The organism is Streptomyces sp. GLSS-08 (assembly GCF_056387915.1).
In genome coordinates, this window is record NZ_JBWJAQ010000003.1 from 68357 (window position 1) to 87262 (window position 18906).

The 18906-nt window shown below is 72.3% G+C and carries 19 protein-coding genes; 10 read left to right on the plus strand and 9 right to left on the minus strand.

The window, feature by feature from the left end; translation table 11 throughout:
• Positions 1–15 precede the first annotated feature (15 nt).
• From AC0ZLC_RS05875 to AC0ZLC_RS05900, 6 genes are all read left to right on the plus strand, one after another.
• Positions 16–327 (plus strand): urease subunit beta, encoded by a 312-nt coding sequence (locus AC0ZLC_RS05875; protein ID WP_476750809.1) that lies wholly within the window; start codon positions 16–18, stop codon positions 325–327.
• On the plus strand, positions 320–2041 hold the full coding sequence (locus AC0ZLC_RS05880; RefSeq protein WP_476750810.1) for an urease subunit alpha: 1722 nt from the start codon (positions 320–322) through the stop codon (positions 2039–2041). The genes AC0ZLC_RS05875 and AC0ZLC_RS05880 overlap by 8 nt, the downstream gene beginning before the upstream one ends.
• Positions 2041–2715, plus strand: a complete 675-nt coding sequence (locus AC0ZLC_RS05885) for an urease accessory protein UreF (RefSeq protein ID WP_476750811.1) — start codon at positions 2041–2043, stop codon at positions 2713–2715. Before AC0ZLC_RS05880 ends, AC0ZLC_RS05885 begins: the two co-directional genes overlap by 1 nt.
• A gap of 225 nt (positions 2716–2940) precedes the next feature.
• On the plus strand, positions 2941–3624 hold the full coding sequence (ureG, locus tag AC0ZLC_RS05890) for an urease accessory protein UreG (protein ID WP_476750812.1): 684 nt from the start codon (positions 2941–2943) through the stop codon (positions 3622–3624).
• The gene (locus AC0ZLC_RS05895; protein ID WP_476750813.1) at positions 3621–4376 is read left to right on the plus strand and encodes an urease accessory protein UreD; all 756 of its coding nucleotides are present in this window, start codon (positions 3621–3623) and stop codon (positions 4374–4376) included. The genes ureG and AC0ZLC_RS05895 overlap by 4 nt, the downstream gene beginning before the upstream one ends.
• Before the next feature lie 136 nt (positions 4377–4512).
• On the plus strand, positions 4513–6108 hold the full coding sequence (locus AC0ZLC_RS05900) for an alpha/beta hydrolase (protein ID WP_476750814.1): 1596 nt from the start codon (positions 4513–4515) through the stop codon (positions 6106–6108).
• Between the two features lie 70 nt (positions 6109–6178).
• Here AC0ZLC_RS05900 and AC0ZLC_RS05905 read toward each other — a convergent pair whose 3' ends face one another.
• From AC0ZLC_RS05905 to AC0ZLC_RS05920, 4 genes are all read right to left on the minus strand, one after another.
• The gene (locus AC0ZLC_RS05905) at positions 6179–6904 is read right to left on the minus strand and encodes a lysophospholipid acyltransferase family protein (protein WP_476750815.1); all 726 of its coding nucleotides are present in this window, start codon (positions 6902–6904) and stop codon (positions 6179–6181) included.
• A 102-nt stretch (positions 6905–7006) separates the two neighbouring features.
• The gene (gene rocD, locus AC0ZLC_RS05910) at positions 7007–8233 is read right to left on the minus strand and encodes an ornithine--oxo-acid transaminase (protein WP_476750816.1); all 1227 of its coding nucleotides are present in this window, start codon (positions 8231–8233) and stop codon (positions 7007–7009) included.
• Positions 8230–9060 (minus strand): dimethylargininase, encoded by an 831-nt coding sequence (gene ddaH, locus AC0ZLC_RS05915; RefSeq protein ID WP_476750817.1) that lies wholly within the window; start codon positions 9058–9060, stop codon positions 8230–8232. The genes rocD and ddaH overlap by 4 nt, the downstream gene beginning before the upstream one ends.
• Positions 9061–9182: 122 nt before the next feature.
• Complete coding sequence (locus AC0ZLC_RS05920; RefSeq protein WP_476750818.1) at positions 9183–9686, minus strand: Lrp/AsnC family transcriptional regulator; 504 nt, start codon at positions 9684–9686, stop codon at positions 9183–9185.
• A 190-nt stretch (positions 9687–9876) separates the two neighbouring features.
• Here AC0ZLC_RS05920 and AC0ZLC_RS05925 point away from each other — a divergent pair, with 190 nt between their 5' ends.
• The 4 genes from AC0ZLC_RS05925 (at position 9877) to AC0ZLC_RS05940 (ending at position 14180) form a co-directional block, all read left to right on the plus strand.
• Entirely contained in the window at positions 9877–10632 is a 756-nt protein-coding gene (locus tag AC0ZLC_RS05925) for a LytR/AlgR family response regulator transcription factor (RefSeq protein WP_476750819.1), read from the plus strand.
• A gap of 10 nt (positions 10633–10642) precedes the next feature.
• The gene (locus AC0ZLC_RS05930; protein WP_476750820.1) at positions 10643–11002 is read left to right on the plus strand and encodes a hypothetical protein; all 360 of its coding nucleotides are present in this window, start codon (positions 10643–10645) and stop codon (positions 11000–11002) included.
• 177 nt (positions 11003–11179) lie between these two features.
• Entirely contained in the window at positions 11180–12925 is a 1746-nt protein-coding gene (locus AC0ZLC_RS05935; RefSeq protein WP_476750821.1) for a sodium/solute symporter, read from the plus strand.
• Positions 12926–12974: 49 nt separating this feature from the next.
• Positions 12975–14180 (plus strand): sensor histidine kinase, encoded by a 1206-nt coding sequence (locus AC0ZLC_RS05940; RefSeq protein ID WP_476750822.1) that lies wholly within the window; start codon positions 12975–12977, stop codon positions 14178–14180.
• A 40-nt stretch (positions 14181–14220) separates the two neighbouring features.
• Here AC0ZLC_RS05940 and AC0ZLC_RS05945 read toward each other — a convergent pair whose 3' ends face one another.
• The 5 genes from AC0ZLC_RS05945 to AC0ZLC_RS05965 all read right to left on the minus strand — a co-directional run bounded on the left by AC0ZLC_RS05945 (position 14221) and on the right by AC0ZLC_RS05965 (position 18820).
• On the minus strand, positions 14221–14379 hold the full coding sequence (locus AC0ZLC_RS05945; protein WP_356164609.1) for a hypothetical protein: 159 nt from the start codon (positions 14377–14379) through the stop codon (positions 14221–14223).
• Between the two features lie 111 nt (positions 14380–14490).
• A complete protein-coding gene (locus AC0ZLC_RS05950; RefSeq protein WP_476750823.1) occupies positions 14491–15444 on the minus strand; it encodes a cytochrome c oxidase assembly protein in 954 nt (317 codons plus the stop codon).
• A 165-nt stretch (positions 15445–15609) separates the two neighbouring features.
• Positions 15610–16635 (minus strand): 6-phosphofructokinase, encoded by a 1026-nt coding sequence (locus tag AC0ZLC_RS05955; protein ID WP_476750824.1) that lies wholly within the window; start codon positions 16633–16635, stop codon positions 15610–15612.
• A gap of 202 nt (positions 16636–16837) precedes the next feature.
• Positions 16838–17566 (minus strand): type 1 glutamine amidotransferase, encoded by a 729-nt coding sequence (locus AC0ZLC_RS05960; protein ID WP_358853751.1) that lies wholly within the window; start codon positions 17564–17566, stop codon positions 16838–16840.
• 15 nt (positions 17567–17581) lie between these two features.
• Entirely contained in the window at positions 17582–18820 is a 1239-nt protein-coding gene (locus tag AC0ZLC_RS05965; RefSeq protein ID WP_476750825.1) for a DUF1727 domain-containing protein, read from the minus strand.
• Positions 18821–18906 lie beyond the last annotated feature (86 nt).

The window sequence follows — 18906 nt, forward strand, 5'->3', positions numbered from 1 at the left end:
CGGGGGAGCGGCCCGATGATCCCCGGAGAGATCCTGTTCGCCGACGGACCCGTCGCCTTCAACGAGAGCCGCGAGGTCACCCGGCTGACCGTCCTCAACTCCGCCGACCGCCCCGTCCAGGTCGGCTCCCACTACCACTTCGCCGAGGCCAACCCGGGTCTGGACTTCGACCGCGACGCCGCCCGAGGCAGGCGGCTGAACGTGGCCGCGGGCACCGCCGTGCGCTTCGAGCCAGGTATCCCCGTCGACGTCGAACTCGTTCCGCTCGCCGGTGCCCGTGTGGTGCCCGGACTGCGCGGTGAGACCGGAGGTGCCCTCGATGCCTGAGATCTCGCGTGCGGCGTACGCCGATCTGTTCGGCCCCACCACCGGCGACCGGATCCGGCTCGCCGACACCGATCTGCTCGTCGAGATCGAGGAGGACCGCTGCGGCGGTCCCGGCCGCGCCGGCGACGAGGCGGTGTTCGGTGGAGGCAAGGTCATCCGCGAGTCCATGGGCCAGGCGCGCGCCACGCGCGCGGACGGCACCCCGGACACCGTGATCACGGGAGCCGTGATCATCGACCACTGGGGCGTCGTCAAGGCCGACGTCGGCATCCGCGACGGCCGGATCACCGGCATCGGCAAGGCGGGCAACCCCGACACGATGGACGGCGTCCACCCGGACCTCGTCATCGGCCCCGAGACCGAGATCGTCGCGGGCAACGGGCGGATCCTCACGGCCGGCGCCATCGACGCGCACGTCCATTTCATCTGCCCGCAGATCGCCGACGAGGCACTGGCGGCCGGTATCACCACACTGGTCGGCGGCGGCACCGGACCGGCCGAGGGCTCCAAGGCGACCACCGTCACCCCCGGCCCCTGGCACCTGGCCCGGATGCTGGAGGCGATGGAGCGCTACCCGCTCAACATCGGCCTGCTCGGCAAGGGCAACACCGTCTCGCACGAGGCGATGCTGTCCCAGATCCGCGGCGGCGCCCTCGGACTGAAGCTTCACGAGGACTGGGGCTCCACCCCGGCCGTCATCGACGCCTCGCTCACCGTCGCCGAGCAGACCGGCGTCCAGATCGCCATCCACACGGACACCCTCAACGAGGCCGGCTTCGTGGGCGACACCCTCGCCGCCATCGCCGGCCGCACGATCCACGCGTACCACACCGAGGGTGCGGGCGGCGGTCACGCGCCGGACATCATGACCGTGGTCTCCGAGCCGCACGTGCTGCCCAGCTCCACCAACCCGACCCGGCCCTTCACCGTCAACACCGCCGAGGAACACCTCGACATGCTGATGGTCTGCCACCACCTCAACCCGTCCGTCCCCGAGGACCTGGCCTTCGCCGAGTCCCGGATCCGGCCGTCCACCATCGGCGCGGAGGACATCCTGCACGACCTGGGCGCCATCTCGATCATCTCCTCCGACTCGCAGGCGATGGGCCGGGTCGGCGAGGTGGTCATGCGGACCTGGCAGACGGCGCACGTGATGAAGCGCAGGCGCGGGGCGCTGCCCGGCGACGGATGCGCGGACAACCGGCGGGTACGTCGCTATGTCGCCAAATACACGATCAACCCGGCCGTGGCGCAGGGACTCGCCCGCGAGGTCGGCTCCGTGGAGACCGGCAAGCTCGCCGACCTCGTGCTGTGGGAGCCCGCCTTCTTCGGCGTCAAACCGCACCTCGTCATCAAGGGCGGGCAGATCGCCTACGCGCAGATGGGCGACGCGAACGCCTCCATCCCCACCCCGCAGCCGATTCTGCCCCGGCCCATGTTCGGGGCGATCGGACGGGCCCCCGCCGCCAACTCGTTCAACTTCGTGGCTCCGCCGGCGATCGAGGACGGGCTGCCCGAACGCCTCGCGCTCGGCAAGCGGTTCGTGCCCATCGAGTCCACGCGGACGGTGACCAAGGCCGACATGCGGGAGAACGACGCGCGCCCGCAGGTGCGGGTCGACCCCGACAGCTTCGCCGTCCACATCGACGGGGAACTGGTCGAGGCGACACCGGCGGCCGAACTGCCCATGGCCCAGCGTTACTTCCTCTTCTGATGGCGCGCGCAGCACTGCTCGTCCTGGCCGACGGCCGCTTCCCCGCCGGGGGACACGCCCACTCCGGCGGGGCCGAGGCGGCCGTCAAGGCCGGGCGGATCACCGGCGCGGCGAGTCTCGAGGAGTTCTGCCGGGGGCGGCTGCACACCACCGGCCTGGTCGCGGCCGCCCTGGCTGCGGCGGCGGCGAGCGGAGCCGACCCGGGTGAACTGGACGCGGCCGCCGACGCCCGCACGCCGTCGCCCGCGCTGCGAGCCGCCGCCCGGCGGCTCGGGCGGCAGCTCGTGCGGGCCGCCCGAGCGGCGTGGCCGAGCCCCCAACTGGACGACCTGGCACGGCGGTTCCCGAAGGGAGCGCACCAGCCCGTCGTCCTCGGGCTGGCAGCCGGAGCCGCCGGACTGGCGCCGGACGACGCCGCGTACTGCTCCGTGTACGAGAGCGTGAGCGGCCCGGCGACGGCGACGGTACGGCTGCTCAGCCTCGACCCGTTCGAGGCGACCGGCGTGCTGGCGCGGCTCGCGCCCGAACTGGACCTCGTGGCCCGGGCCGCGGCGGACGCCGCCCGGCGCGCGCTCGTGGACGGGGTCGACGTGCTGCCGGCCGCCTCCGCTCCGCTGCTGGAGATCGCGGCGGAGGCGCATGCCGCCTGGTCCGTGAGGCTGTTCGCCTCCTGATGTTCCGGGGAGGACTTCGCGCCCTGTTCCGGGCGGGAGTTCGCCCTCCGTTCCGGGCGGGAGTTCGCCCTCCGTTCCGGGCGGGAGTTCGCCCTCCGTTCCGCGGGAGAGCTCGCCCCCTCCGCCCTTTCCCTTCCTGTCCCGAGGGGTTCCGTCCCCGGACCCCCGTACCGTCCTGCGGCCTCGTCCTCGAACGCCGGACGGGCTGAAACCTGGAGCCGCATCATGCATCTCGACCACACCCACCTCCATGACGGGCCCTCGGCCGTGGGGGCCGACGTCCACCGGGGCGACGGCCGTCGGCGGGCGCTGCGGATCGGGCTCGGCGGGCCCGTCGGGTCGGGCAAGACCGCGACGGTCGCCGCGCTCTGCCGGGCGCTGCGCGAGGAGTTGTCCCTCGCCGTCGTGACGAACGACATCTACACGCGGGAGGACGCCGAGTTCCTGCTGCGGGAGGCCGTGCTGCCGCCCGAGCGGATCACCGCCGTGGAGACCGGGGCCTGCCCGCACACCGCGATCCGCGACGACATCTCCGCCAACCTGGAAGCGGTCGAGGAACTGGAGGACGAGCTGGGGGCCCTGGACCTCGTGCTGATCGAGTCCGGGGGAGACAACCTGACGGCAACCTTCTCCAAGGGACTCGTCGACGCGCAGATCTTCGTGATCGACGTCGCCGGCGGTGACGACATCCCCCGCAAGGGCGGCCCGGGGGTGACCACCGCCGACCTGCTGGTGGTGAACAAGACGGACCTCGCACCGTACGTCGGCTCCGACCTCGGGCGGATGGCCGCCGACGCCGAGGCGCAGCGGGCCCGGCTGCCCGTCGTCTTCCAGTCGCTGCGGACCGAGGCCGGGGTCGGTGAGGTCGCCGACTGGGTGCGCGCGCGCCACGCGGCGTGGACGGCATGACGGCAGGGGTACGGGCCACCGCGCGGATCGCGGCGCGCGGCGACGGCAGCGGCGGTACCTTTCTGCCGGTGCTGGAAAGTGAAGGCCCGCTGGCACTGCGCCGTACCCGGGCGCACGGGTCCGAGGCGCGCGTGATGATCGTCGGCGCGATGAGCGGCCCGCTCGGCGGGGACCACTTCGGCGTCGAGGCGAAGGCGGGCGACGGGGCCCGGCTCCACGTCGGCTCGGCCGCCGCGACCATCGCCCTGCCGGGCCAGGCCGGGGGAGAGGCGCGCTACGACATCCGGCTCGGCGTGGCCGCCGGGGCTGAACTGCGCTGGATGCCGGAGCAGTTGATCTCCGTCCGGGGAAGCGATCTGTACGTGTCGTCCCGCGTCGACGTGGCGGCCGGCGCCCGGCTCGTCTTCCGGGAGGAGCAGGTGCTCGGGCGGGCCGGCGAGGAACCGGGACGGCTCAGGAGCCGTCTCACCGTGCGCGTCGACGGGAAGCCGGTGCTGGACCAGGAACTGTCCTGCGGGCCCGGAGCATCCGGCGGCTGGGACGGCCCCGCCGTCCTGGGGGGATTTCGCGCCCTGGGGCAACTCGTCGTCGTAAGGCCGGAGTTCGAGCGGGAATCGATGGCGCCACGGCTGTTCGGGGAGGGCGCCGCACTCACCCCGCTCGCCGGTCCCGCCGTCCTGGTGACCGCCCTCGCGCCGGACGCGCTGCGGCTGCGGCGGACGCTCGACGAGGCGTTGCGCGCACTGGACTGACCTACCCACTCCGCTCAACGGAGCAACGCGCACCGGTTATCGGATTAGTAAAGAAGCCGGGGTGCCTCTGTTCTCAGGGGCCCCGCAGCAGAAAGGATCCCCGTACCAATCGCAACGATGTACGCGGAGGCCCCACTTGAGTGGTATCAGACCGACGAGGCGGGTGGCAGCGCTCGGCTCGGCCGGAGCGCTCGTCACAGCGACCCTGATAGCCGGAGCCGTCGCGGCGCCGTCGGCAGCCGCTGACGCGCGGCACGGACAGGACCGACAGGCCCGGGGTGCCGCGATCGCGGCGGCCAGGGCCGCCAAGGCCGGGATCGACTGGAAGGACTGTCCGGCCGACTGGGGCTTCGCCAAGCCGATCCAGTGCGGGTGGGTCACGGTGCCGCTCGACTACGCGCGTCCGAACGGCAAGCAGATCAAGATCGCCGTCGACCGCATCGGAAACACCGGGACCAAGGCGGAGCGCCAGGGCGCCCTCGTCTACAACCCGGGCGGCCCCGGCGGTTCGGGCATGCGTTTCCCGACCCGGGTCGTCAACAAGAACCCGGTCTGGGCGAACGCCGCGAAGGCGTACGACTTCGTGGGCTTCGACCCGCGCGGTGTCGGTCACTCGGCACCCATCTCCTGCATCGACCCGCAGGAGTTCGTCAAGGCGCCGAAGGCCGACCCGGTCCCGGACTCCGAGGCCGACAAGCGCGCCCAGCGCAAGCTCGCCGCCGAGTACGCGGACGGCTGTGCCGAGCGCAGCGGCGAGATGCTGCCGCAGATGACCACGCCGAACACCGCGCGCGACCTGGACGTCGTCCGGGCCGCCCTCGGCGAGAGGAAGCTCAACTACCTGGGCGTCTCCTACGGCACCTACCTGGGCGCCGTCTACGGCACGCTCTTCCCGGGACACGTCCGCCGCATGGTCGTCGACAGCGTGGTCAACCCCTCGCGGGAGAAGATCTGGTACGAGGCCAACCTCGACCAGGACATCGCCTTCGAGGGACGCTGGAAGGACTGGGAGGACTGGGTCGCGAAGAACGACGCGACCTTCCACCTCGGTGCCACCCGGGCCGAGGTCCAGGCCCAGTGGCTCAAGCTCCGGGCCACCGCCAAGAAGAGCCCGCTCGGTGGCGTCGTCGGACCGGCCGAGCTGATCGGCTTCTTCCAGAGCGCCCCGTACTACGACTCCTCGTGGGTGCCGGTCGCGACGGCGTTCAGCAAGTACGTCGCCGGTGACACCCAGGCACTCGTCGACGCGGCCGCCCCGGACCCGGCGGACCTCGCGGGCAACAAGGCCTCCGAGAACAGCAACGCCGTCTACACCGCGGTCGAGTGCACCGACGCCAAGTGGCCCACCAGCTGGAAGAAGTGGGACCGGGACAACACGCGGCTCCACAAGGACTACCCGTTCATGACGTGGGCCAACGCGTGGATGAACCTGCCCTGCGCCACCTGGCCGGCCAAGCAGCAGACCCCGGTCAAGGTGAAGACCGGCAAGGGTCTGCCGGCCGTCCTGATCGTGCAGTCCACCGATGACGCCGCCACCCCGTACGAGGGCGCCGTCGAACTGCACAAGCGCTTCAAGGGCTCCCGCCTGATCACCGAGAAGGACGCGGGCTCGCACGGCGTGACCGGTCTGGTCAACCCGTGCATCAACGAGCGGGTGGACACCTACCTGCTCACGGGCGGCACGGACGCGGCCGACGTGACGTGCACCCCGCACGCCACGCCCAAGCCGTAGTCCGGCCCGGCGACACACCGAGGGGGCGGCCGGTCTTCCGGCCGCCCCCTTCGCCGTCCGTCCGGCGCCGTCACCTCGTCGGCAGCCGCGGGAACCTGCGCGCCCCTCGCGCCTGTGCCGCGGCCTCCTTCGCCTTGACGGCGGCCGCGTACTCGTCGACGTACTCCTGCCCGGAGAGCGTGAGGACGGCGTACATGATCTCGTCGGTGACCGCGCGCAGGATGGTCTTCTCGTTCTCCATCCCGGCGTAGCGCGAGAAGTCGAGCGGGGTGCCGAAGCGGATCGCGACGGGACGGACGCGCGGGATCTTCTTGCCCGGCGGCTGCGCCTCGAACGTGCCGATCATCGCGCAGGGGATCACCGGCACGCCCGCCTTGAGGGCCATCACGGCGACCCCGACCTTGCCCTTGTAGAGCCGGCCGTCGTGCGAGCGGGTGCCTTCCGGGTAGATGCCGAGCAGCTCGTCCTTGCGCAGGACGCACAGTCCCTCGCGGATGGCGGCCTGCCCGGCGTCCTTGCCCGACCGGTCCACCGGGATCTGTCCGGCACTGCGGAAGAAGAAGGCGGTCAGCCGGCCCTTGATGCCGGGGCCGGTGAAGTACTCGGCCTTCGCCAGGAAGGTGATGCGCCGCTTCAGGATGGCGGGCATCAGGAAGTGGTCCGAGAACGAGAGGTGATTGCCCGCGATGATGGCCGCGCCCGACGACGGCACGTGCTCCAGGCCCTCGATCCGCGGCCGGAACACCAGCCGCAGCAGCGGACCCAGAAGCACGTATTTGAGCACGTAATAAAACACTCTGCCGCTCCTTCGTACCCCCGCGGGAACGATCAGTGTAGGCACGGGCGTCGCCGGGCGTAACCATCTGGCAGGCACGCCCTTTCCCCCACGTGGCCGGTATCAGCCCCCCTGCGTCAGAACCTTCTCCAGGGCCCCGAGAGCGGACCGGAGTTCGTCACCGCTGATGGTCAGCGGAGGGGCGAGCCGGATCGTGGAGCCGTGGGTGTCCTTGACCAGAACCCCCTCCCGCACGAGGCGTTCACTGATCTCGCGACCCGTGCCGATGGCGGGGTCGACGTCCACGCCCGCCCACAGTCCCCGGGCCCGGAACCCGACGACGCCCCGGCCCACCAGGTGCGTGAGGCCGCCCCGCAGGACGACGCCCAGTTCGGTGGCCCGGCGCTGGAACTCACCCGTCTCCAGCAGCTCCACGACCGCCGAACCGACCGCCGCCGACAGCGGGTTGCCGCCGAACGTGGACCCGTGCTCGCCGGGACGCAGCACCCCGAGCACCTCACGACGGCCGACCACCGCGGAGACCGGCACGATGCCGCCGCCCAGCGCCTTGCCGAGGAGGAGCAGGTCCGGCACGACGCCCTCGTGGTCGACGGCCAGCGTGCGGCCGGTGCGCCCGAGCCCCGACTGGATCTCGTCCGCGACGAACAGGCATCCGGCGCGCCGCGTCAGCTCGCGGACGCCGGTGAGATAGCCCTCGTCCGGGATGATGACGCCTGCCTCGCCCTGGATGGGTTCGACGAGCACGGCCGCCGTGGTCTCGTCCACGGCCGCCTCCAGCGCGGCGAGGTCGTTGTACGGCACCACGCGGAAGCCCGGGGTGAACGGGCCGAAGCCGGCGCGGGCCGTCTCGTCGGTGGAGAAGCTGACGATGGTGGTCGTCCGGCCGTGGAAGTTCCCGGCGGCCACGACGATCGTCGCCCGGCCGGCCGGGACGCCCTTCACCTCGTACGCCCATTTGCGGGCCACCTTGACGGCGCTCTCCACCGCCTCGGCGCCCGTGTTCATCGGCAGCACCATGTCCAGGCCGGTCAGGTCGGCCAGCGACTCGGCGAACCGGGCGAGCCGGTCGTTGTGGAAGGCGCGGGAGGTCAGGGTCAGGTGGTCGAGCTGGCGGTGCGCGGCCTCTATCAGGGCGGGGTGCCGGTGGCCGAAGTTGAGGGCCGAGTAGCCGGCCAGCATGTCCAGGTAGCGGCGCCCCTCGACGTCCTCCACCCAGGTGCCCTCGGCGCGGGCGACGACGACGGGCAACGGATGGTAGTTGTGCGCGACGACGGGGGCTTCGGCACGGATGACGTCGGCGGAGCTGCGCGTACGGGCGGGAGCGGTCATGAGCGGATCTCCTGGGTGCAGCACTTGATGCCGCCGCCGGCCTTGTGGAACTCCGAGAGGTCGACGGGGACGGGGGCGTAGCCGTGGCGGTCGAGCTGGTCGGCGAGGGCCGCGGCGCGCGGCGAGATGAACACGTGGCGGCCGTCGGAGACGGAGTTGAGGCCGAACGTCATCGCGTCCTCGCGGGTGGCGATCACCGCGTCCGGGAAGAGCCGCGCCAGCACCTCGCGGCTGCCGGGCGAGAAGGCCTCCGGGTAGTACGCGATGTTCGCCGCGCCCCCGTCGCTCCCGTCGTCCAGCACGAACAGGGCGGTGTCCAGATGGTAGAAGCGCGGGTCCACCAGCTGGAGGCTGACCACCGGGACGCCGAAGAACTCCTGCACCTCCCGGTGGGCCTCGCGGGTGGTGCGGAAACCGGTGCCCGCGAGGACGTACCGGCCGACCGGGACCAGATCGCCCTCGCCCTCGCACACCGACTCGGAGCGGTACACGTCGAAACCGGCCGTCTGGAACCAGGTCTCGTACGCCAGGGACTCGGGGCGGCGCTGCGGGGCGTGGAAGTACGAGCCGAAGACCCGGCCCGCGAGGACGAGGGCGCAGTTCGCGGCGAACACCATGTCGGGCAGGTCGGAGACGGGGTCGACGGAGTCGACGGTGTGGCCGTGGGCGCGATAGGCGCGGACCAGCTCCCGCCACTGTTCGCGGGCGAGATCGACGTCGACGTGAAGGCCGGGGTGCATCCAGGGATTGATCGCGTACTGCACGGCGAAGTGTCTGGGTTCGCAGACGAGGAAGCGCCGGGGGCGCGGCACACGGCTCTCGGGCACGGACGGGTTCCTCCGCTTCCTGCGGTGTCGGCTGGGATGCCTCCACGGTAGGAATGAGGGGATACGGGCGACAAGTGTGGAGGGCTGCGCGTGTGCGCAGCTTTGCTGCGTGCTCGCGACTGTCAGCGCATGTTTGCTGCGTCGTCCGGTGCGGCGTGGGTCGCACCGGCCTCCGGAGCCTCCGGCAGCAGGTGGGACAGCACCATGTAGCTGATCGTCTTGCGGATGAACGGCTCGGTCCTGATCCGCTCCAGCACCTCCTCGAAGTGCTCCACGTCCGTGGCCCGCACGTGCAGCAGCGCGTCCGCGCCGCCGGTCACCGTCATCGCCGCGGTGATCTCCGGATGGTTGCGGACCACCTCGGCCAGGCGCCGGGGCGGTGCCGCACCCTCGCAGTACACCTCGACGTACGCCTCGGTGCGCCAGCCGAGCGCCGTCGGCTTCACCGTGGCCGTGAAACCGGTGATCACCCCGGTCTCGCGCAACCGGTCGACGCGGCGCTTGACCGCGGTGGCCGACAGACCGATCGACGCGCCGATCTCCGCTAAGGTGGCCCGGGCGTTCGCCATCAGAGCCGTGATGATCTTGCGGTCGAGGTCGTCGAACATCGCGGGCTTGCTGTTCATGGCGGCACTGTATCCAGCGCGTCGGCGGCGCCGTGTCCAGCGCGTCGGCGGCGCCGTGTCCAGCGCGTCGGCGGCGCCGTGTCCAGCGCGTCGGCGGCAGAGTGCCGGTCGGCGTCCGTGCCCCGTGCGGCGCCGGAGCCACCGCCCCGCACGTGTCCACGCGTACGGATTGCTCCTACACTCCACCCTCATGCTGCGCGCGCTCGCCGTCGACGACGAACGGCCCTCCCTCGAGGAACTCCTCTATCTGCTGAACGCCGATCCACGGGTCGGCAGTGCCGAGGGCGCGAGCGGTGCGACCGAGGCGCTGCGCCGGATCAACCGCGCACTCGAATCCGGGCCCGACGGGCCGGAGGCGATCGACGTGGTGTTCCTCGACATCCACATGCCCGGGCTCGACGGGCTGGACATGGCCCGGCTGCTCACCGGGTTCGCCCAGCCGCCGCTCGTCGTGTTCGTCACCGCCCACGAGGGCTTCGCCGTCCAGGCCTTCGACCTCAAGGCCGTCGACTACGTGCTCAAACCCGTACGCAGGGAACGGCTCGCGGAGGCCGTCCGACGCGCAGTCCAGCTCAGGGACGCCACCCCGCTCATCCCGGTGCACGAGCCCGACCCGGACCACATATCCGTCGAGCTCGGCGGAGTCACCCGCTTCGTGGCCGTCGAGGACATCACCCACGTCGAGGCCCACGGCGACTACGCGCGCCTGCACACCGCCCAGGGCAGCCACCTCGTCCGCATCCCGCTCTCCACCCTGGAGGAGCGCTGGCGCCGGCGCGGCTTCGTCCGCATCCACCGGCGCCACCTCGTCGCCCTGCGCCACGTCGACGAACTCCGCCTGGACGCGGGCACCGTCAGCGTCCAGGTCGGCGCCGTCGAACTCCAGGTCAGCCGTCGGCACGCCCGCGAGCTGCGCGATCTGCTGCTGCGCCGGACCGCGGGCTGAGGGGGACGGCGTGCCGCAGGATCCGGCCGACCGCCGCGTCGTCGTCACCGGGGTGCCCCGGCGCACCCGCGGCGCGTCCGGCTACTACCGGCCGAGGACCGAGATCGACGAACAGACCACGCTGGGTCACACCTACGTGCGTTCCCTCATGCGCAGCCAACTGCGGGCGGGTCTCACGGTGTTCGCCGTCCTTGTCCTCCTCGTCGGGCCCCTGCCCCTCGTCTTCGCCGCGCTGCCCGACGGCACGGGCCCGCAGTGGGCGGTGCTCGGCTTCGGCCTGTACCCGCCGCTGGTCCTGCTGGCCCGCTGGTACGTGCGCCGCGCGGAACGCAACGAGAAGGACTTCGTGCGCCTCGTCGAGGACCGCTGAGATGGCCCTCGCGAGGGCGGCCGGGCGGGCCTACACGATGAGGGCCGGGCGGGCCCGTGCGAAGGCGGCCGGTCCGCCCCGCGCGAAGGCGGCCGGTCCGGTCGGCAGGGTGACAGCCGGGCGGGCCTGTACGAAGGCGGCCGGTCCGCCCCGCGTGACGAGGGCGGGCAGCACGCCGTGAACCAGAGCTACGCCGTCTCCGCGGTCGCCCTGGTCGTCCTCGCGACCGTCCTGGTCGGCGCGTTCGGACTGCGCATCTCCCGGACCACCTCCGACTTCTACGTCGCCTCGCGCACCGTGGGCCCCCGGCTCAACGCGGCCGCGATCAGCGGCGAGTACCTGTCCGCGGCCTCCTTCCTCGGCATCGCGGGACTCGTCCTGGTCCAGGGCCCCGACATGCTCTGGTACCCGGTCGGCTACACCGCGGGCTACCTGGTGCTGCTGCTCTTCGTGGCCGCCCCGCTGCGCCGCTCCGGGGCCTACACGCTGCCCGACTTCGCCGAGGCGCGGCTCGCCTCGCAGCCGCTGCGCCGACTGGCCGGCGCCTTCGTGGTCGGGGTCGGCTGGCTGTACCTGCTGCCCCAGCTGCAGGGCGCGGGCCTCACGCTGGCCGTGCTCACCGACGCGCCCGACCGGTTCGGCGGCGTGCTCGTCGCCCTCGTGGTGGTCGCGACGGTCGCCGCGGGCGGCATGCGCAGCATCACCTTCGTGCAGACCTTCCAGTACTGGCTGAAGCTCACCGCGCTGCTGGTCCCCGCCCTGTTCCTGGTCCTCGCCTGGCAGGACGACGGCGCCCCGCGGCACGCCTTCGACGAACCGGCCGTCTTCCGCGAACAGCGGGTCGTCCGCGTCGACGACAGCCTCGACCTGGAACTCGCCGCGCCGCTCGGCGTCACGGTGAGCGGCACGGTCGACGGCCACCGGTACACGGGGGACCGGCTGCGCCTGCCGGCCGGCGCTCACCACATCGCGCGCGGCACCCGGCTGGTCTTCGCCGAGGGCGCCCCGGTCCCCGCCGCCGACCGGGCGGACGGCGGCGGCATGTCGACGTCCCTGGCGGCAGGCCGCGAGGAACGCCCCCTGTACGCCACGTACGGACTGATCCTCGCCACCTTCCTCGGCACGATGGGACTCCCGCACGTGGTGGTCCGCTTCTACACCAGCCCGCACGGGGTCGCCGCCCGCCGCACCACCGTCGCGGTGCTCGGACTCATCGGCACCTTCTATCTGCTGCCCCCGGTCTACGGCGCGCTGGGCAGGCTCTACGCCCCCGAGCTCACCGTCACCGGCAACGCCGACGCCGCCGTACTGCTGCTGCCCGACCGCATGATCGGCGGCCTCGGCGGCGACCTGCTCGGGGCACTGGTGGCGGGCGGAGCCTTCGCCGCGTTCCTGTCCACGGCCTCCGGACTGACCATGGCGGTGGCCGGCGTCCTCACCCAGGACGTGCTGCCCTCCCGCGGGGTACGGCACTTCCGCCTCGGGACGGTCCTGGCGATGGCCGTGCCGCTGGCGGCGAGCATGCTGGTCGGCGGGCTGCCCGTCGCCGACGCGGTGGGCCTCGCCTTCGCCGTGTCCGCGTCCTCCTTCTGCCCGCTGCTCGTCCTCGGCATCTGGTGGCGGCGGCTGACCCCGCCCGGCGCGGCGGCCGGCATGCTGGTCGGGGGCGGCGCGGCCTTCGCCGCCGTGGCCGCGACCATGGCCGGCTGGCCCGGCACCGGCACCCTGCACGCGCTGCTCGCCTGGCCCGCGCTGTGGTCCGTGCCGCTCGGCTTCCTCACCATGGTGCTGGTGTCCCTGGCCACGCCGGGCCGGGTGCCCCCGCGGACCGCGACGATCCTGGCCCGGTTCCACCTGCCGGAGGAGCTGTCCGACGAGCCGAGACGCACCGCGGCAGCGCACCCGAAGGAGGCCGGGGCGTGAGCGGTACGCGGGGTTCCGGCGGACCGGACGCCTGCCGGGGGGTACGGGCGTGAGCGGATTCCTCGCCGGGCTGTGCGTCGCCGTGCTCCCCCTGCTGGCCGCGGGCTTCTGGCTCGGCCGGCGCACCTCCAGGCCCCGCAGCCTCGGCGGCCTCGGCACCCCCGTAGAGCACGCCACCTTCCAGACCCTGCACACCGCCTCCCTCGCCGCGCCCCCGCTGCGCGCCGGGCTCACCGAGGAGACGGCCCGCAGATCCGCCCGCCGGCTGCGCACCCTGCTCGGCACGGACGCCCTCTGTCTCACCGACCACAAGACGGTCCTCGCCTGGGACGGCGCGGGGGAGCACCACCGCGCCGAGATCATGGAGCGGCTCGGCGGCCCCCTGGAGTCCGGCCGCGGTGAGGCCTTCCGGCTCGTCTGCGACACCCCCGACTGCCCGCTGCGCTGGGCCGTCGTCGCCCCGCTCACGGTCGACGACCGGGTGCACGGAGCGCTGGTCGTCTGCGCGCCCCGCGAGTCCGCCGTCCTCGTCCGGGCCGCGGGCGAGGTCGCCCGCTGGGTCTCGGTCCAGCTGGAACTCGCCGACCTGGACCGGTCGCGCACCCGCCTGATCGAGGCGGAGATCAAGGCCCTGCGTGCGCAGATATCCCCGCACTTCATCTTCAACTCGCTCGCGGTGATCGCCTCGTTCGTGCGCACCGACCCCGAGCGCGCCCGCGAACTGCTCCTGGAGTTCGCCGACTTCACCCGCTACTCGTTCCGCAGGCACGGCGACTTCACCACCCTCGCCGACGAGCTGCACGCCATCGACCACTACCTGGCCCTCGTCCGCGCCCGCTTCGGCGACCGGCTCGCGGTCACCCTGCAGATCGCCCCCGAGGTGCTGCCGGTCGCGCTGCCCTTCCTCTGCCTCCAGCCCCTGGTGGAGAACGCCGTCAAGCACGGCCTGGAGGGCAGGACCGACAAGAGCCGCATCAGCATCACCGCCCAGGACGCCGGTGCCGAGGCGCTGGTCGTCATCGAGGACGACGGCGCAGGCATGGACCCCGTGCTGCTGCGCCGCATCCTCGCCGGGGAGGTCAGCCCCTCGGGCGGCATCGGCCTGTCGAACGTCGACGAGCGGCTGCGCCAGGTGTACGGGGACGACCACGGGCTGGTCATCGAGACGGCGGTGGGAGCGGGCATGAAGATCACGACCCGGTTGCCGAAGTACCAGCCGGGCGTGCACTCGGCGGGACGGCTGCCCCGGGACTGACTCCCCGGGGCGACCGGCTGCCGCCCCGGGGCAGGGGGCGTCAGGTGGTGCGGGTGGCCACCATTCCCAGCGTGATCAGACCGAGCACGACCCAGCCGAACCACAGCCAGCCGTTGCTCCCCAGGGCCACCGTGTAGGCCGTCACCGCGACGAGCCCACCTATGGTGAGCACCCCCATCGTCTTCGTGGAACCGGGCATCGCAACACCCTCCTCATGGTTCGTCCTCCTCCATGGTGCCCCGATCCGGCTCGGAACGGTCCACCTGGGACGTGAGGGGCCTGTTTCCGCGCTGCGGCCCGTGGGGCCGGTTCAGCGGCCGCGGGCGTCCAGGGATGCCAGGTAGGCGTTGTACGCCGCCAGCTCCTTCTCGCCGTCGCGGTCGGCGGCCCGGTCGGTGCGGCGGGCCTGCCGCTGCTCGGAGCCGTACCACTGGAACAGCAGCGCCAGGAGCACCAGCACCGTGGGGATCTCGCTGAACGCCCAGGCGATGCCGCCCGCCGCGTTCTGGTCGGCTAGCGCGTCGATGCCGAGCGAGGCGGGCGGGTTCTCGTACGTCTGAACCATCGGCGCGGACGCCATCATCAGCGCGATGCCGAAGAAGGCGTGGAACGGCATGCCCGCGAACAGCTCCAGCATCCGCATCAGATAGCCGGGCCGGTGCGGGCCGGGGTCCACGCCCATGATCGGCCAGAAGAAGACCAGTCCCACGGCGAGGAAGTGGCACATCATCGCGATGTGACCGGCCCTCGACCCCATCAGGAAGTCGAAGACCGGCGAGAAGTAGAGGGCGTAGAGGCTCGCGATGAACAGCGGGATGGTGAATGCCGGGTGCGTGACGATCCGCATGTAGCGGCTGTGCAGGAACATCAGCAGCAGCTCGCGCGGGCCCTTCTGCCCCCGGGTGCCGGCCACCGGCAACGCCCGCAGCGCCAGGGTGATCGGCGCCCCGAGCAGGACAAGGATCGGCGAGAGCATGCTGATCACCATGTGCTGGACCATGTGCACGCTGAACATGACCATGCCGTAGTCGTTCAGCCGGGTGCACATCATGAGCAGGACGGTCAGCACGCCGATGACGAAGGACGCGGTCCGGCCGGCCGACCAGGCGTCACCGCGCCGCGCGAGACGCACGACCCCCCAGCCGTACAGGCCGAGCCCCGCCAGACAGGCGACGAGGAAGAACGGGTCCGTGGACCACTCGAGACCTCGTCCCAGCGTGAACGGCGGCAGCTCCGTGGTCATGCCGTGCCCGCTGTGATCCATCCGCCGGCTCCTGATTCGTGGGGGTGCCTCCCGGGCCCTTTTACGCCACTGGGGGAGGGTGTGGGCTGTCTGTCCGGGTCCAGAGTAGAACCGCCCCCGGTCGCGGCTGCGACCGGGGGCGGGGCTTCGGGACGGGCGGCGTCGGACCGGACGGTCCGCGGCGGACTAGAGGACCACTTCCGCCTCGGCGTACCGCTCCTCGGGGACCGTCTTCAGCGTCTCGACCGCGTCCGCGAGCGGCACCATCACGATGTCGGTACCGCGCAGCGCGGTCATGTTCCCGAACTCGCCGCGGTGCACGGCCTCCACGGCGTGCCAGCCGAACCGCGTCGCCAGCACGCGGTCGTACGCCGTCGGGGTGCCGCCGCGCTGGACGTGCCCGAGGATCACCGGACGGGCCTCCTTGCCGAGCCGCTCCTCCAGCTCCAGGGAGAGCTGGCGGGCGATGCCGGCGAAGCGCTCGTGTCCGTAGATGTCCTTGGCGCCCTCGTCGAAGCTCATGGTGCCCTCGCGCGGCTTGGCGCCCTCGGCGGCCACGACGATGGCGAACCGCTTGCCCGCCTCGAAGCGCTCGCCGACCCTGGCGGCCAGCTCCGCGATGTCGAAGGGGCGTTCCGGCACGACGATGGCGTGCGCACCGGCCGCCATGCCGGAGTGCAGCGCGATCCAGCCGGTGTGGCGGCCCATGACCTCCACGATCAGCACGCGCTGGTGGGACTCGGCGGTGGTCTTCAGCCGGTCCAGCGCCTCGGTGGCGACGCCCACGGCCGTGTCGAAGCCGAAGGTCACGTCCGTGGCGGCGATGTCGTTGTCGATGGTCTTCGGCACGCCGACGATTGGCAGACCGCTGTCGGACAGCAGCCGGGCGGCCTTGAGGGTGCCCTCCCCGCCGATCGGGATGATCGCGTCGAGACCGAGCTCCTGGACGTGCCCCCTGGCCCGCTCCACACCGTCACGCAGGTGCGCCGGCTGGACCCGGGACGAGCCCAGCATCGTGCCGCCGCGGGCGAGGATGCCGCTCACCGCGTCGAGGTCGAGCTTGAGGTAGTCGCACTCCAGAAGGCCTTTCCAGCCGTCCCGGAAGCCGATGACCTCGTCGCCGTGGTCGACGACGGCACGATGCACGACGGACCGGATGACGGCGTTCAGGCCGGGGCAGTCGCCGCCGGAGGTGAGGACACCAATGCGCATAGCCCGAAATACCTTCTCCGCGTGGGCCGGGGACCGGACCACGTTGTCCGGCTGGAATCCCCGCCACCCTACCGGCGGGAGGGGGCGGGGCCGCACCGGGCGTCCGCCTGCTGGACGCCCCCGCACAGCTGAGCGGAACCCGTGTCAGACGGGCTCTGCCGAACCGTTTCTCGGGGGCCGTGGGCGGACGGCGCGCGTAGTCTCAGGCGGGCTGCTGAGCCGCCGCGATCCGCTCGGAACGCAGCGCCTCGTACCACCGGTCGTCGATCGGCGGCAGCGCGTTCACGTCGAGCGCCAGCTTCAGCAGCAGGTCCGCGATCAGCGGGTTGCGGGCCAGCACGGGACCGTGCATGTAGGTGCCGAAGACGGTGTCGTTGTACGCGCCCTCGGTGCCGTCACCCGTGCCGTTGCCCTTGCCGAGCCGCACGTTCGCGAACGGGCGCGCGGAGGGGCCGAGGTGGGTGATGCCCTGGTGGTTCTCGAAGCCGGTCAGGGGCGGCAGGCCGAGGCGGGCGTCGATGTCGCCGAGCACGTCGCCGACGCACCGCTCGCCCTCGCCGCGGGTGGAGACCACGTCGAGCAGGCCGAGGCCGGGCTCGCGCTGGCCGAGGTCGTTGATGAACTCGTGGCCGAGGATCTGGTAGCCGGCGCAGACGGAGAAGACGATCGCCCCATTGCCGACCGCGCGGTGCAGGCCGCCGTCGCGGCGCAGCCGCTCGGCCGCCAGCCGCTGCGGCCGGTCCTCGCCGCCGCCGATCAGGTAGATGTCGCCGGAGGTCGGGATCGGCTGGTCGCTGCGCACGTCCACGCGGGCCACGTCGAGTCCGCGCTGACGGGCCCGGCGCTCGACGACGAGGGCGTTGCCCTGGTCGCCGTAGGTGCTGAGCAGGTCCGGGTAGATCCACACCAGCCGCAGTTGGTTGTCAGTCATGGTCATCCTCTTGGGTCAGTTTCCGACGCGGCGGCGCAGGTCCTGGAACGCGGTGTAGTTCGCGATGACCTCGATCCGTCCGGGCGGCGCCTTCTGCACGGCCTGGTCGAGGTTCTCGCAGACCTCGAAGTGCTGGTTGGCGACCTCCAGGCGCACCGCGAGGTCCAGCTTCCGGTCGCCGACGACGAAGATCGGGTGGCCGGTCAGCCGCGTGTAGTCGACGTCCCACAACCAGGAGGTGTCGGTGCCGTCGGCGCCGCGCGCGTTCACCGACAGGATGACCGGGGTCGGCGGCGGGTCGATCAGCGAGAACGTCTCCAGCCAGCCCGCCGGGTTCTTGGCGAGCAGCAGGCGCAGGTCGCGCTGCATGAACTGCACGACGTCGTAGCGTCCGGCCACCGCCTGCACCTGGTACATGCGCTCCAGGGCTACCTGGGGCGGCACCCCGAAGACGGCGGCGACGGCGGCGGAGGAGGCGGCGTTCGCCTTGTTGGCGCGGCCGGGCAGCTGGAGGTGGATCGGCCAGCTGGAGCCGTGCGGATCGAGGACGTAGTCCCCGGAGAGCGCCCAACTGGGCGTCGGGCGCCGGAAGCCGCACTCGTTGCAGAACCAGTCGTCACCGGGCCGCTGCATCACACCGCCGCAGGACGGGCAGGACCAGGCGTCGTCCTTCCACATCTGGCCCGCGGCCACCCACACCACGTTCGGCGAGGAGGAGGCGGCCCACACGACCAGCGGGTCGTCCGCGTTGGCGATCACGACGGACTTGGTGCCGGCCAGGCCCTCCCGCCAGTGCTCGGCGAGCATGCGGGTCTCGGCGGCGCGGTCGAGCTGGTCGCGCGAGAGGTTCAGCAGCGCGATGGCCTTCGGGTCGGTGTCGCGCGCGACTCCGGCCAGGTACTTCTCGTCGACCTCGATGACCGCGAACTTGGCCTCGGAACCGCCGGCCAGCGCCGAGGTGATGCCGGCGGGCATGTTCGCGCCCAGCGCGTTCGAGACGACCGGGCCCGCGGCGCGCAGCGCCTCCGCGATCAGCCGGGTGGTGGTGGTCTTGCCGTTCGTGGCCGACACCAGGATGACGTCCAGGTGTGTGGCGAGCCGGGCCAGCAGATCGGGGTCGAGCCTGAGTGCCACCCGGCCGCCGATCACCGATCCGCTGCCGCGTCCAGCGGCACGCGAGACGGCCGCGGCCGCCTTGCCCGCCGTCACGGCCAGCTTGGCCCGCGGCGTCAGCGGGTCCGAGTTGCCTGACATCGTTCTCGATCCTCCTTGCGTACGCGCCGCGCCTCTGCCCCCGGCACCGTGTGGCCCTCAGCCTATCGAGATCCACTCACGTGCCC

Excerpts from the sequence above, each read along its gene's own strand:
- AC0ZLC_RS05920 (WP_476750818.1), bottom strand. The coding sequence starts at position 9,686 with ATGAACAGCAAGCCCGCGATGTTCGACGACCTCGACCGCAAGATCATC.
- AC0ZLC_RS05880 (WP_476750810.1), top strand. The coding sequence starts at position 320 with ATGCCTGAGATCTCGCGTGCGGCGTACGCCGATCTGTTCGGCCCCACC.
- rocD (WP_476750816.1), bottom strand. The coding sequence starts at position 8,233 with ATGACCGCTCCCGCCCGTACGCGCAGCTCCGCCGACGTCATCCGTGCC.
- AC0ZLC_RS05925 (WP_476750819.1), top strand. The coding sequence starts at position 9,877 with ATGCTGCGCGCGCTCGCCGTCGACGACGAACGGCCCTCCCTCGAGGAA.
- AC0ZLC_RS05885 (WP_476750811.1), top strand. The coding sequence starts at position 2,041 with ATGGCGCGCGCAGCACTGCTCGTCCTGGCCGACGGCCGCTTCCCCGCC.
- AC0ZLC_RS05875 (WP_476750809.1), top strand. The coding sequence starts at position 16 with ATGATCCCCGGAGAGATCCTGTTCGCCGACGGACCCGTCGCCTTCAAC.
- AC0ZLC_RS05955 (WP_476750824.1), bottom strand. The coding sequence starts at position 16,635 with ATGCGCATTGGTGTCCTCACCTCCGGCGGCGACTGCCCCGGCCTGAAC.
- AC0ZLC_RS05895 (WP_476750813.1), top strand. The coding sequence starts at position 3,621 with ATGACGGCAGGGGTACGGGCCACCGCGCGGATCGCGGCGCGCGGCGAC.
- ureG (WP_476750812.1), top strand. The coding sequence starts at position 2,941 with ATGCATCTCGACCACACCCACCTCCATGACGGGCCCTCGGCCGTGGGG.
- AC0ZLC_RS05945 (WP_356164609.1), bottom strand. The coding sequence starts at position 14,379 with ATGCCCGGTTCCACGAAGACGATGGGGGTGCTCACCATAGGTGGGCTC.
- AC0ZLC_RS05950 (WP_476750823.1), bottom strand. The coding sequence starts at position 15,444 with ATGGATCACAGCGGGCACGGCATGACCACGGAGCTGCCGCCGTTCACG.
- AC0ZLC_RS05965 (WP_476750825.1), bottom strand. The coding sequence starts at position 18,820 with ATGTCAGGCAACTCGGACCCGCTGACGCCGCGGGCCAAGCTGGCCGTG.
- AC0ZLC_RS05960 (WP_358853751.1), bottom strand. The coding sequence starts at position 17,566 with ATGACTGACAACCAACTGCGGCTGGTGTGGATCTACCCGGACCTGCTC.